At 40.8% G+C, this 13,926-nt stretch carries 9 protein-coding genes; 4 read left to right on the top strand and 5 right to left on the bottom strand.

Features of this window, described 5'->3' with window-relative positions:
• Nucleotides 1-15: 15 nt before the first annotated feature.
• Genes H5162_RS06595 through H5162_RS06585 form a run of 3 tightly spaced genes read right to left on the bottom strand, consistent with a single transcriptional unit; the run spans nt 16 to nt 4,389 of the window.
• Nucleotides 16-2,418, bottom strand: coding sequence for an ABC transporter permease (locus H5162_RS06595; RefSeq protein ID WP_182730665.1), 2,403 nt, complete (start codon nt 2,416-2,418; stop codon nt 16-18).
• 1 nt (nt 2,419) lies between these two features.
• Nucleotides 2,420-3,124, bottom strand: a complete 705-nt coding sequence (locus H5162_RS06590) for an ABC transporter ATP-binding protein (protein WP_182730664.1) — start codon at nt 3,122-3,124, stop codon at nt 2,420-2,422.
• 11 nt (nt 3,125-3,135) lie between these two features.
• Complete coding sequence (locus H5162_RS06585) at nt 3,136-4,389, bottom strand: efflux RND transporter periplasmic adaptor subunit (protein ID WP_182777996.1); 1,254 nt, start codon at nt 4,387-4,389, stop codon at nt 3,136-3,138.
• Between the two features lie 225 nt (nt 4,390-4,614).
• Here H5162_RS06585 and H5162_RS06580 point away from each other — a divergent pair, with 225 nt between their 5' ends.
• Both H5162_RS06580 and H5162_RS06575 read left to right on the top strand, forming a co-directional pair.
• On the top strand, nt 4,615-6,012 hold the full coding sequence (locus H5162_RS06580; protein ID WP_182777995.1) for a sigma-54 dependent transcriptional regulator: 1,398 nt from the start codon (nt 4,615-4,617) through the stop codon (nt 6,010-6,012).
• Nucleotides 6,013-6,014: 2 nt separating this feature from the next.
• The gene (locus H5162_RS06575) at nt 6,015-7,331 is read left to right on the top strand and encodes a PAS domain-containing sensor histidine kinase (protein ID WP_182777993.1); all 1,317 of its coding nucleotides are present in this window, start codon (nt 6,015-6,017) and stop codon (nt 7,329-7,331) included.
• Between the two features lie 125 nt (nt 7,332-7,456).
• Here the strand turns inward: H5162_RS06575 and H5162_RS06570 are convergent, their stop codons facing one another.
• Nucleotides 7,457-9,811, bottom strand: coding sequence for a tetratricopeptide repeat protein (locus tag H5162_RS06570; RefSeq protein WP_182760556.1), 2,355 nt, complete (start codon nt 9,809-9,811; stop codon nt 7,457-7,459).
• A gap of 138 nt (nt 9,812-9,949) precedes the next feature.
• Nucleotides 9,950-11,230 (bottom strand): acyltransferase, encoded by a 1,281-nt coding sequence (locus H5162_RS06565; RefSeq protein WP_182777990.1) that lies wholly within the window; start codon nt 11,228-11,230, stop codon nt 9,950-9,952.
• 182 nt (nt 11,231-11,412) lie between these two features.
• Here H5162_RS06565 and H5162_RS06560 point away from each other — a divergent pair, with 182 nt between their 5' ends.
• Nucleotides 11,413-12,276: a LytTR family DNA-binding domain-containing protein gene (locus tag H5162_RS06560; RefSeq protein WP_182778063.1), complete on the top strand. Its 864-nt coding sequence runs from the start codon at nt 11,413-11,415 to the stop codon at nt 12,274-12,276.
• Between the two features lie 66 nt (nt 12,277-12,342).
• Nucleotides 12,343-13,614: a LysM peptidoglycan-binding domain-containing protein gene (locus H5162_RS06555; RefSeq protein WP_182730660.1), complete on the top strand. Its 1,272-nt coding sequence runs from the start codon at nt 12,343-12,345 to the stop codon at nt 13,612-13,614.
• The last annotated feature ends 312 nt before the right edge of the window (nt 13,615-13,926 follow it).

Genomic DNA, 13,926 nt, shown 5'->3' with positions numbered 1-13,926 from the left:
GTTCTGTGCTAGTTATCATTCATACCTTAATGTTAACGAAGGTCTTGTACTGGCGGCTTTAAAGGCAAGGCTGGCAACCGTGAGCCAAGTGATCGCAGCAACACTAAGAGCTGCTATTAAGTAAACCCACATAGCTTGATCAACACGCTCATTAAAATTAGCCAACCAATCTCCTACCAGCCAATAAGTAAGCGGATATGCTATGGCCACACTAACCACGACTAAAATCAAAAACTCTTTCGCCAGTAGATTCATAATACTGATGCGTGATGCGCCAAGTACTTTACGCACCGCGACTTCTTTTTGGCGGCGTAATACCGAGAATGACGCTAAACCAAAGGTCCCCACACACGCTAAGAAGACAGCTAAGCCAGAGAATAAAGTGACAAACTCAGTGGCACGTTCATCATTACGATAAAGCGCACGATAATTGTCAGCCATCATTTCTATTTTTGGGTCATAAATATCAAGTGTTTCGGCCAAGATGCTAGCAAGCTGTGACTTTATATGCGGGAGCTGTGTTAAATCCAGATTAACGATAATTCTACCAACCCAACTGCTGGTGTAACCGCAAATGAAGATGGTTGAGGGCTGCGTATCTTTAACGCTGCCTACTTTTATATCTTTAACGACGCCAACAATCGTTATGGTAAGTTCTTGGCCGTAACCTGTGTCTGTGCGCCAAATGCTACCAATTGCATCTTCTGCAGTTACATAGCCCGCTTGTTTAGCTAAAGATTCGGTCAATATTGCTGACGCGGTAGCTTGAGTATCACTGACTTTATTAAACCAATCAGCCCCCATTTTTGCACTAAAGTCACGCCCAGCTACCAGTGATAAATCCAAAGCACTCACAGCATCATTACCCACACCAATAAAGGGTAAAGTTTGTTTAGTAAACTGACCGTTATCAGCCGTAAATGTACGAGACGAGTTATAAGCACCGGTTAGTGAAATATCTATTACGCTGGCTTGTTTCACACCATTAATAGCGTTAATGCGATCTAACAGCACATTGTTTTGGTTATAGAATATATCTCCTGCGTCAATATCACTGATCATCAGCTTGCCTTCTTTTGCGTAACCAACAGGGAGTGACTGCAAATGTGCCAGCTGCTGTTGTAACAATAAGGCGGCAATGATCAGTGCGACCGACAACGCAGACTGTAAAACTAATAAACTTTTTCTAACGGCAATGGCTGTGCGGCCGCGTTGCATGTCACCACTAAGTACACGCTTAGCACTAAACGCCGACATAAACATCGCAGGATAAATCCCTGCAAGCAAACCAACCAATAAGGTAACAACGGCAATTGCTGCACCTAAGGCTGAGCTGTAATTAAGCGCTAGCTGACGATCAACTAATTGGTTAAAAGCTGGTGTTAATAATTCAACCAACATGCATGCTATCAGTGCTGCAATAACGGTTATAAGTAATGACTCAACTAAAAACTGGCAAACAATTTGTGTCTTACTCGCACCAAGAGCCTTACGAACACCGACTTCTTTTGCGCGCTTTGCAGATTGCGCAATACTCATATTGATAAAGTTAAAAGCCGCTAGCAGTACTAATAAAATACTCAAACCAATACAAATACGCAGCGTTGAAAGCGAGCCATTCATTTTCATTTCAAAATTAGAGCTTGCGGTTAAATGCAAAGCAGTTAAGGGGTGTAATGTAAGCTGGGCTGAATCATACTCAGAATCTTTATAAACAACTTCTCTATAGCGATGCTCAATAGCTTTAGCAAGCTTGCCAACATCAGCGTCAGGAGTAACCCGGATATATGTATAGCCATTGTTATTTTGAAAGTTATTATTTGCAGGTGGCTCTTTAATTAATGCTTGAAAAAAGAAGTGCGTATTATCAGGTAAATCAGAAAACACAGCACCGACTTGCCAACGTTTATTTCCCTGTATTAAAGTTTCACCAATAATAGCTGTGCTACCAAAAATCCGTATTGCATACTGCTCGCTGAGTGCAATCATATTTGGCGTTGCAAGTACTTTTGCCAGATCCCCAGCTGCAATATCGATATTGATAAAATCAGTCACGTTACTACGCGCCGCAAGCACATTTTCTAATTTGTAACCAACGCCATCACGAACAAACTCAGAGCCTGGCGGAACCAAATCAAGTGAGAGTATGTCTTCAATTTCAGCCATGTCTTTAAAAGACGCGATCACATCTTTATTGACAACTGGTGCTCCCATTCCAAGTGATGGGAAATATTGATATACACGATACACGCGATCAGCATTAGGTTGCTGTTCATCATAAGAAGCTTCATTAAAGGCAAACATGGCCACTAAAATAGCCGCAGCTAAACCAACACTTAAGCCAATGATGTTAAGTAAAAAATGTTGTTTTTGCTGTTTAAATGCCCGTAGGGCTGTCACTAAATAATTAATAAACATGTTAAGCAACCTCAGCAGCGCTTTGCTGCACAACATTCGCTTTGTCAAGCATCACTTGGCCGTCGAGTAAGCGTACTAAACGGTCAGCATATGCACCTTCTTTCTCTGAGTGGGTCACCATAATTACTGTGGTGCCTTCGCGGTTTAGCTCGCGCAACATAGCCATGACTTCATCACCATTTTTAGAATCGAGGTTACCGGTTGGCTCATCGGCTAAAATTAGTTTAGGATTAATCACTAATGCACGCGCCACGGCTACCCGTTGCTGCTGACCACCCGAAAGCTGCTGTGGTAAATGCTCGCCTCGGTGATCAATGCCTACGCGCTTTAAAATGGCTTCAACGCGTTGTTTGCGCTCACTTTTTGATATTTTTTGATACTGTAATGGTAGCTCTACGTTCTCAAATACAGTTAGCTCGTCAATTAAGTTAAAGCTCTGAAATACAAAACCGATTGATGCTTTACGTAGCTCCGACAATTGCTTTTCGCTGTACCCTGCGATGTCTGTTCCAGCAAAATCAAAGCTACCTGCACTTGGTGAATCCAACATACCTAAAATAGACAGCAAAGTTGATTTACCACAGCCAGATGGCCCCATAATCGCTAAAAAGTCACCTTCGTTTACGGTTAAGTTAATGTTACTTAGCGCTGTTGTTTCAACATCTTGAGTACGAAATACGCGGCTTAAATTAGTTAGTTTGATCATTGTTATTTTCCTTAAAATTGTAGTTGCTGTGCTTTATCAAAGTTACTGTAGCTAGAGGTAATCACTTGCTCCCCAGCATTGAGCCCTTCAAGCACTTCAAAATAGTTTTGATTCTTTTTGCCTAAGCGAATATCACGACGCACTGCTTTATCGCCACCTTGCTCAATAACATAAACCCAGTTACCGCCCGAGTTGGTAAAAAAGGCGCCACGTTTAAGCAGTAGAGCATTGTTTTTGTCCCCCCCCAGCATTAACTCAATATCAATGCTTTGCCCGCGCTTAATGCTTTTGGTATTACTTGGTAAATCCACTTCAATTTGAAATTGCGACTGCTGTACGCGGCTATCAATTTTGCTCACCTTGGCGTTCACTGTGCCGCTTTCAAGTTCAATCATCACGGTCATGTCACGCTGTACTTGGTTTAAATAAAACTCATCAAGGCGTACCACTAATTTATATTCATTTGGAATATCAATTTGGCCTAATCGCGCGCCACTGTTTTTAGATTCACCAATTTCCACATCAAGCTCGCTTAGGTAGCCTGAAACAGGCGCTTTGACTAATAAATTGTCGAGATTTCGACGCGCAAACTGCAGGTTTTTTTCAAGCATTTTAGCGCTGTCTGATAACTGTGCGACTTGCACCTCACGGATTGAGTTTTCTTGCTTTTGGCGCTCAAGCGTGAGCTCTTTACGAGCGTGGTAATAATTTAAATCTTCTTCTAACTCTGCAAGTTGCTCCTGCGCTAATACGCCACTTTTAACCAAAGGTTTAGTTTGCTGTAAACGACGGGTGAGGTGCGTAATTTTTAGCTCTATTTCTAATAAGTCACGGCGTAAATTTAACCGGCTGGTTTCCATAGTCATTTGCGTATTGCGTAAAAAATTTAGCTGCTCAGTTACTTGGGCTTCGCGACTCATTACATCTAGTTGTAAGTTGGTATTGCTCAAACGCACTAGTGGTTGGCCTTTCTCAACATATTCGCCTTGCTCCACTAAACGCTCCTCAACTTGCCCACCGGCGATGGTATCAAGGTAAATACTGGTTTTTGGTACCACTTGACCGCGTAAACTTAAGGCATCTTTAAATGCACCTTGTTTCACCGTGCTAACGGTTAAGCTACTGCGTTCAATATTCTGGCTACGACCTGTATTACCTGTTTGTGTAAACCCATACGCAGCGGCAGCAACACCCAATGCCAATGCTGCAAAGGTGAATTTCTTTAAATACTTTTGGGTAAATGAGCGTTCTATTTTCTTATCCATGTTGGCCACCTTGATACAGGTTTAATAAACTAATTACCGATAGTTATTACAAACGCTGTGCCAACTTTATTTAACATTAAAATTCAATACCTTATAATTAAATGAAATTATTATTATGTTTGTAGTGTCCGTTAATAGAACACTTTTTTATTTTATAAACGTCCATTTATGGACACTGTTCCTTTTTTGTTTTAGGCTAAATAAAACTCTATAAAAATAAAAATCATGAAACACACAGGCTCGCTTTTAATCGTTGATGACAACCCCGATATTCTAATCGCCGCACGGTTATTGCTAAAGCAGCATTATCAAAGCGTTAAAACCACTGACAACCCATTTGAAATTGCAGGCATCATTAACGAGCAACACAAAGCTGATCAGCCAATTGATGTGATCTTACTCGACATGAACTTTACCCAAGACTCCATCAGCGGCAAAGAAGGTTTTTATTGGTTAAAAAAAATCATCGAGCAAGACGCTAATATCGTTGTTTTGTTAATGACCGCCTACGGCGACATTCAACTCGCGGTGGATGCTATTAAAGCAGGCGCATCTGATTTTATTGCTAAACCTTGGCAAAACGAGCAACTACTTGGCGCTGTGGCGGCGGCTTTTTCACATGCCAAAGACAAACAGCAAGTGGGTAAGCTTACCCGTCAAAAGGACGGCCTTAATCAAGTACTCAATAATCAGCCATTTGAGTTTTTAGGTCAAAGCGCCGCTATGCAGCAGGTATTCACCACCATTGAAAAAGCCGCACAAACTGATGCCAATATACTGATCACCGGCGAAAGCGGCACAGGTAAAGAACTCACCGCGCATGCCATTCACCAAGCAAGTATGCGCCATAATCAAACCTTTATGAGTTTAGACATGGGTGCTGTGGCACAGAACCTATTTGAAAGTGAGCTATTCGGCCATAAAAAAGGCGCATTTACCGATGCCAAAAGCGATCGAATTGGTAAATTTGAGCTCGCCCAAGGCGGAAGTTTATTTTTAGATGAGCTGGGTAATTTACCCCTAGAGCATCAAGCTAAACTGCTTGCCGCATTACAAAACCGCAAAATTACACCTGTTGGCGGCAGTAAAGCAGTTGATATTGATATCCGCCTAATTTGTGCCACTAACGACAATCTTGATCAAGCTGTCGCCGAGGGGCGTTTTCGCCAAGATTTGTTATACCGAATAAACACCGTTGAAATTCGCTTACCGGCTTTACGTGAACGCAGTGATGACATCCCAATGCTAGCAGATTATTACCTCAATCATTTCGCACAAAAGTACAAGCGCAACTTAACCATAAAAACACATGATATGAGCTTACTTTGTCAATATGCATGGCCAGGTAATGTCCGCGAGCTTGCTCATGCTATTGAGCGGGCTGTTATTTTAAGTGATGGCGATAATCTTGATGTTAGCTCAGTGATTGGTAGTGCTGGTACTACTAATCATACAACCACCAATGACAACGAGGCATACGACACCTTTGATCTTGAGATGCTCGAGCAGCGCACTGTGCGTGCAGCGCTAACACATTACCAAGGTAATGTTAGCCATGCGGCCAAAGCCTTAGGTTTAACGCGTGGTGCTATGTATCGCCGTCTTGAAAAGTATGGGCTATAACAATGCGCCCTCATTTATTATTAACTATTAATATTGTGGCACTTATTAGCGCCAGCGCACTCGTTAGTTATCTATTACAAAATAATGGGCTTTCAGCAACTTCGCTGTTAACTATATTAGTCACTGCGGCCTTGATAACGCATATTTTTACGCTCTTTAAGCGCCAACAAAAACAAGCAGAAATGGTGATCCGCGCCTTAGCCAATGGCGACAGCACCTTAGGTCTTGGCCAACAACATCCAATGCGCCAACAATTTGAGCAAGTAAAAACGCAAATGCAAACAGCACGCTTTAATGCCGAACAACAAGCGCAGTTTTTGCAAGCACTGCTTATTCATGTTGATTTAGCGGTTATGGTATGTGACGACAACGGCAAAGTGATTGAATCAAACCCAGCAGTCAGCAAACTACTGGGTAAAAACTTCCAAAATTTACATGAGTTAGGCGCTGTTGGAGAGTTAATTTTAAACGCCGAACATAATATCCGCAGCACCACCTATTGGCAAAATGGCGAGCAGCACGACACGCTTTCTATCCAACTCAGTATCGCCGAAATACAAGGCAAAGTGCGTCGCGTAGTAAGCCTACAATCAATTCATGACCAACTACAACTCAAAGAACAACAAGCTTATAAGCGCTTAACTAAAGTACTTACGCACGAAATTGCCAACTCTATTACCCCGCTTTCATCGTTAGCTGATACGTGCAGCAATTTACTGCCACAAGAACTGTGTTTTATTGATATTGAAGATAAACAAGACTTACAGCTTGCACTAAGCACCTTAGCATCAAGAACGGCACATTTAGGCGACTTTATTGCTCGTTTTCGCCAAGTTAGCAGCTTACCTAAACCTAATTTAGCGCCTGAAAATTTAGCCGATATGCTAGCGCGTATTGTCACCTTGCATCAACAACAGTCGCGTGAGCTGCAAATCAATATAGAACTTACAATTAAAAGCCAGCAATTAGTGATGCTAGACAGTAGTCAAATAGAGCAAGTATTAGTAAACCTGATAAAAAATGCACTTGAAGTGTTAAGCAGCAACAAAAAATATAACGCGCAAAGCCCCGCTCAGCCAAACATCAAACTCAGCTTGGCACAAAACGCCAGCCAACAACTCTATGTTGAAGTCAGCGATAATGGCCCAGGCATCAGCGAACATGTGGTGGATATGATCTTCGTACCATTTTTTACCACTAAACAACAAGGTTCAGGTATTGGCTTGAGCCTATCAAGGCAAATTATGCTCAACCACGGCGGTGATTTAATTTATGTACCAAAACCACAAGGCGCATGCTTTAGATGTGTGTTTGGTTGAGTGTAGAACACCATTTAAGATGACTACTTATTAGAATTGGCATTTTCGCGCTAAAGCACGACCTACATAATTTCACAGCATATATCGTAGGTCGTCGTTTACGACGATAAAAAGCTTGTATTGAGCTAGTCTGTAATCCCTAATTCAACCCTTAATTGCTCAATATTTTTATGTTGCTCAAAAAAGCTCACAACGGCCTGAATTTGTTGCTGCTTTTCACCTTCAAAATTATCGGTTAGGTAATATTTAATCTCACTAAATCCCCACGTTAATTCCATCTCCTTCGGAATTGCAGTTAAGGCAGTAAACACCTCTTCAATCGTTTTATCGTCAAGCAAAAAGCGAATAAACTGCATTACGGCTAAGTTCTCAGGGTTATCTGAGTATTTTTCTGACTCAGCAACACGTGTAAGAACTTGTTCTGGCGTTTCATAAAGTAAAGCAAGCTCGGCCATATTTGCTCTTGGGTTAGCTATAGTTTTTTGAATTTCTTCATTCGAAGAGTCTTTGAACTGCTCAATCAAGGTTGTGAAGCTATTGAGTGCATCCTCAAGTTTGCCTTGCTGACCATAAGCGAAACCTTGGTTAACCATCGCTTTAGCCACCCCAATTTTAATCTCTTCATTCGACGAGTCTTTGTATTGCTCAATCAAGGTTGCGTAGCTGCTGAGCTCGTCATCAGGCTTGCCTTGCTGACCATAAGTAATGCCTTGGTTACCCATCGCTTTAGCCACTTGAATTTGAATCGCTTCATTCGGAGAGTCTTTGAACTGCTCAATCAAAGCCGCATAAGTGTTGAGCTCGCCATCAGGCTTGCCTTGCTGACCATAAGTAATGCCTTGATTAAACATTGCGTTAGCCACTTTAATTTGAATCGCTTCATTCGGAGAGTCTTTGAACTGCTCAATCAAAGCCGCATAGCTGTTGAGCTCGTCATCAGGTTTGCCTTGCTGACCATAAGTAATGCCTTGGTATAACATCGCTTTAGCCACTTGAATTTGAATCGCTTCATTTGGAGAGTTTTTGAACTGCTCAATCAAAGCCGCATAGCTGTTGAGCTCGTCATCAGGCTTGCCTTGCTGACCATAAGCAATACCTTGGTTATACATCGCGTTAGCCACTTGAATTTGAATCGCTTCATTCGGAGAGTCTTTGAACTGCTCAATCAAAGCCGCATAGCTGTTGAGTGCGTCATCAGGCTTGCCTTGCTGACCATAAGCAATACCTTGGTTAACCATCGCTTTAGCCACCCGAATTTGAATCTCTTCATTCGACGAGTCTTTGAACTGCTCAATCAAGGTTGCGTAGCTGTTGAGCTCGTCATCAGGTTTGCCTTGCTGACCATAAGTAATGCCTTGGTTAGCCATCGCTTTAGCCACCTCAATTTGAAGCTCTTCATTCGATGAGCCTTTGAACTGCTCAATCAAGGTTGCGTAACTGTTTAGCTCGTCATCAGGTTTGCCTTGCTTAGCATAAACGACACCTTGGTTTAACATCGCTCTTGCAACAAAACCCCAACTCTCTTCATTATGTATACTTTTAAAGTTTTGTATTAACTCATCATAAGATTTAAGTTCAGCATTTACATTTTGCAACATAGAATGGGCAATAGCTGTATTCCATAACAGCTGTGCATGAAATCGAGTTTGTTTTTCACTATCTTTCAAAGTTTTAATAGCTAAATTTAGATATTTTAGAGTCTCTTTATAGTTCTTTTTCCCATAACCAACACTTGCTAGGTTTGAGTATTCACGCGCAGTTGTATGCCCTTTACTTATTTTATTAGTGCTATTTTCTAATATTCTTAATGACTCAGGGTTTGGCTCTTGTTTCTCTGCAATAGACCTTTGCACATCATCAGCCGCTGCTTCAACTTCTTTTCTCTTCTCTTCGATAATCTGATGGGCTTCATCGATATATTTCTTTAAGTATTCAACCGATGCATTAGCCTCGCCCAATTGTTCTTGCAAAGAAGTCTGCGCACCTTCTAAAATTTGATTTGAATTTTCCATAATAAATTTTTTCATCTGCACGTTAGCTACATCTTCAGCTTCTTTTTTACTCTGTCTGTAGACTATGTAACCACCTCCAGCTAAAAGAACTGTCAATGTGAAAAACCACCAATTGAATGAGTCTTTCATATCTGCTGCTCGTTCATTAAAAAGGTTTGTCCGATCCGAATGTAACTTGTCCTGCACATCTAATTTAGTCTGGAGACTGGCTAGCTGTACTTTTAACTCTTGCTGCGCCGCTTCTAGGGCTTTAAAATCATTACCGAGTGATTTTTGTTGCTGTAGCTTTTCATCTAGTCGAACAAGCTGGCTTTGCATACTAAACAGTTGCTGATACATAAAATCTTGGCTATTTTGCGTATTAGCTATAATCGGAGCTGAATTTACAGGCGTTGAATTAGGTGCTGTTGTAGCAAAAGCTGCGCTAGGCAAGCCCCATAAAAAAACAAGTAGTAATAAAAAACGCATCAATCATCCCTAAAATAAATTTGCTTTGCCAAGGTTGCAGTCAAAACCACATATTAGTCTTTTAATCTAACCGAGTTTTGTAGCACATACCACCTAAAACCAACCATTTATAAAATATTCTAAATTATATTTTTGATGCTAAATCAACCTAAATATCAGCGGGCTTACCAATATAAGCCCGCAACCAAAGCCTGCTTTAACTTGCCATGCTTTATATTTGCCTGTGACTTTAATCCCTAAAAATGGGCTTAATAGATCGACACGGCGAACAGCAATAAATACCAGCCAACAAATAATGAAAGTGAGGCTGAGTATAAATAATGGCTCCACCAAACCACCTAATTGCAGTTCAGACAAATAAAAGGCTAAGCCAATAATCACACTTTGATGTAATAAATAAAAAGGGAATACTGCACAGTTTAGTAAAGCCAGTTTAGGGTGATCGTGATTCAAAAAGCGTTTTGCTAATGCCAGCATTAACATCACACCCACTAATCGTTGCGCGGTATACAGCATTTCCATGCTGGTAATTTGCCATTGGCTCGTAGCTGGGTTTTGCCAAATCATGTGATAACCCAGCACGACAACTAAATAACCTAAAATGAATACCACTAATAACGCCTGCCAGTGACGTAGCAGTTGGCTGTAAAATGCAGGCTGCCAAGCAAGCAAGTAACCGTAAAGTAAAAACAACGCGCCCATGGGGTATCGGAATGTATCACTCGGCCAGCTCAGTTTTAAAATACACAGCGGCAATAGCAATACAATAAAAACAATAACTAACGATCGCTCACATAAACGCGTCATTATTGCTTGCACAGTAGCGAGATGAAGCAGCGGTATCATTAACACCAGCAATAAAGTAAATTGCCATAACGAACGTAAGTACCAAAGATGGTTTACATCAACATGTGGCCAAATACCTGCTTGGTAGTGATTAAATAAAGGGTTAGTTAAATCAAAGAACTGCTGGTAGAACTGCCAAAAGCTCATAGCTAAACCAACCTCTTGGCTCATTTGCGCATAAAGCTGAATCGGCACTATAAACCAAATGCCAAACAATAAAGGCAGTAATATTTTTACACTGCGCGTAACTAAAAACATATCTAAACTAAAGCGCGCAATAATAAAGCGCAGCGCTACTCCTGAAATAAACCAGATTAGTCCCATTCGCCACGGTGACAGTAACAACATGACATTTTCAACACTGCTAGACAAATACTGGCTTTTAAAATGAAATCCCCAGTTTTGGCTGTATAACATGCCGGTGTGATAAAAAATTAATAAACCAAACGCAATCACCCGTAGCCAATCAAGATCATAACGGCGCTTTGGCAGTTCATCATGCTGATTAAATACATTTAGCCATGGCTGTAATAGCGTACGTGTTGTGTTTTTAATTACTATTTTAAGTTTCATGGTAGATTTAGCTTACGACTAATTAATAACAAATATGAACAACAATCTGCGTTAAGCAATCAGAAAAGGCTGATAAAACAGTCAGTAGGGATAAACGGTGGATATCAGGGATGATAAGTTTGGTGATCTATCACTATCTTGCTAGTCTAATTATGGTCTTTTAAAGAGTAACAATAATAATGATCTCCTTAACGCATTTTCAGCGCTACCAGAGATGGTATGCGGCATTATTTTTATCTAGTTATATTTTTATCAACAATACTATAAATGCCAGCTCAAACATTATGGAAGCCCAGCGAGATGGCGAACTCCCATTTATGATCTGGGAGCCGTTTGTATGGGAATATTCCAGCGCTATTGGCACCTTGTTGTTGTTTCCCGCTTTAGTTAGGCTATTAAAAACCCAGCCTTTTAATTGGCAAAAAATCCCCCGCTCATTACTGCTATATCTGCTGGCAAGCATTGCTTTTTCGTTATTGCATATTGGCATTATGGTCACCATTCGCAAGCTCATTTACACCGTACAAGGCAAGTATTATGACTTTGGTTTGGTCTGGTTTGAATTACTTTATGAATACCGCAAAGACTTGTGGGGGTTCTTATTTTTAATTGCTGTTATTAAAACCTATCAATATGTAGTGAGCCAATTAAGTGGTGAAGCAGCACCGATCAGACAAGGCGAAGATACGCCTGAAAATTTAAATTTCGATAGACTACTGGTAAAAAAACTGGGAAAAGAATTTATTGTCCGCGTAGCACAAATAGACTGGCTTGAATCTAGCGGTAATTATGTAAATCTACATATTGATGCAAGAATTTATCCGTTACGTGCAACTATGAGCCAACTTATAACTCAGTTAGAACCGCAAGGGTTTTGCCGTATTCATCGCTCCCATGGCGTTCGGTTAGATGCGATTGAATCAATCACGCCACTACCGAGCGGAGACAGTGAAGTAAAACTTACAACCGGCAAAGTACTTAACTTATCGCGTCGCTATAAAGAGCAATTTAAGGGACAGTTAAATTCAACTACAAGTCATTCTTAACTCACGCTATGTTAAGCTAGCCTGATTTAAGTTAACCGCATTTATATTTTCGGAGTAGTTTAGTACGTGTCTTTAAATCGATTTATCCGAATTCTGCCATTGATTGTTATTTTATCCGGTTGTGAAACCACACCCGAAAAACCATCTTCACAACCTGATATTAAGGCTAACCCAAATATTGTTGTTAAAGAACAAAACGAAAATATTGAGCAAATAGCTCCCTTAAGTCCTCAGGAACTCGATGATGTGTGGCAACGCATCCGAGCGCAGCTTACATTTTCCAATTCTAGCCACCCAGATGTGCAACAACGCATTGCATGGTATTTATCTCACCCAAACTATATGGATGAAATTAGTCGCCGTGCTGAGCCTTACCTTTATTATATTGTCACAGAGGTTGAAAAACGGAACTTACCCATAGAATTAGCGTTAATGCCGCTAATTGAAAGTGACTTTGATGCCAGTGCCTATTCGCACAAGCATGCATCTGGGCTTTGGCAATTAACGCCTGCCATTGCTAAGTACTTTAAGGTAAAAATTAGCCCTTGGTACGATGGCCGCCAAGATGTGATCGACAGTACCCGCGCTGCTCTGGATTTTATGGAGTACTTATACAAACGCTTTGATGGTGATTGGTATCACGCTATAGCAGCCTATAACTTAGGTGAAGGCCGTGTACTTAGAGCGATCAGCAACAATAAAAAGCAAGGTAAACCAACTGACTTTTTCAGTTTAAAACTCCCTCAGCAAACCAGTCAGTATGTACCTAAACTACTTGCTGCGGCACAATTATTAAAAAGCCAAAAAATGGCGTTCCCTGCAATAGCAAATAAAGATGCAATTGCCAAAATAGCCATTTCTGGCTCAGTTATTTTAGATAATAAAGCCCAATGGCAACAGTTAGAGCCCTTAAACTACGGGGTCATTCGCTTTCCGGCGATTATTGATGCACCGCATCTCGTCGTTCCTGCTAGTGAGCAAAAGCAATTTGAGACTATGATTGCTGATCAAGATTCTAACGACTACAGCCAATGGCAACATTATACAGTTAAGCGTGGCGATAGTTTGAGCGTGATCGCTAAGCGCTACAAAGTAACTGTAAGCCAACTAAAAGCATTTAATAATTTGAAAAATAGTACCATACGTATTGGTCAAAAATTAGTGCTACCGCAGTTAGCCGATACGCAAATAGAGCATAAGGTTAAATCTGGCGAAAGCTTGTGGAAAATAGCTAACCATTACAAAGTCAGCATCACTAAGCTAAAACAATGGAACAGCCTTTCAAGCGATCGCTTAAAAATAGGCGATAAGCTAACCGTATTTTTATCAGCAAGTTAATAATATGAACGCTGGATAATAAGCCTATCTTCAGCGGCTATATGCAATGCTAACTGTGTTAGGCCTGAATAATTAAAGGGCTGCAATCATGCAGCCCTTTGCAAACAGTGATTAATCATCAGCTTGTGATTTAGTGTGGTACCAATTTACTGTGCGGGTCAGCATCATAATCAAACTCAGTACCACAAATACCAATCGTGTTAAGTTACTGACCATTTATAGCGACAGATAAATACAGTGATAACAAGGCGTAAATTTTGACATGTAGTTGTTCTACTTGAAAAAATTATAACGCAGTTAGCGCTTTATTTA

The sequence above is a fragment of the Pseudoalteromonas sp. SR41-8 genome, from assembly GCF_014163915.1.
Taxonomy (GTDB): domain Bacteria; phylum Pseudomonadota; class Gammaproteobacteria; order Enterobacterales; family Alteromonadaceae; genus Pseudoalteromonas; species Pseudoalteromonas rhizosphaerae.
The sequence above is the reverse complement of the archived record's forward strand: the minus strand, read 5'-3'. Positions and strand labels throughout refer to the sequence as shown.

Excerpts from the sequence above, each read along its gene's own strand:
- H5162_RS06595 (WP_182730665.1), bottom strand. The coding sequence starts at position 2,418 with ATGTTTATTAATTATTTAGTGACAGCCCTACGGGCATTTAAACAGCAA.
- H5162_RS06590 (WP_182730664.1), bottom strand. The coding sequence starts at position 3,124 with ATGATCAAACTAACTAATTTAAGCCGCGTATTTCGTACTCAAGATGTT.
- H5162_RS06585 (WP_182777996.1), bottom strand. The coding sequence starts at position 4,389 with ATGGATAAGAAAATAGAACGCTCATTTACCCAAAAGTATTTAAAGAAA.
- H5162_RS06580 (WP_182777995.1), top strand. The coding sequence starts at position 4,615 with ATGAAACACACAGGCTCGCTTTTAATCGTTGATGACAACCCCGATATT.
- H5162_RS06575 (WP_182777993.1), top strand. The coding sequence starts at position 6,015 with ATGCGCCCTCATTTATTATTAACTATTAATATTGTGGCACTTATTAGC.
- H5162_RS06570 (WP_182760556.1), bottom strand. The coding sequence starts at position 9,811 with ATGCGTTTTTTATTACTACTTGTTTTTTTATGGGGCTTGCCTAGCGCA.
- H5162_RS06565 (WP_182777990.1), bottom strand. The coding sequence starts at position 11,230 with ATGAAACTTAAAATAGTAATTAAAAACACAACACGTACGCTATTACAG.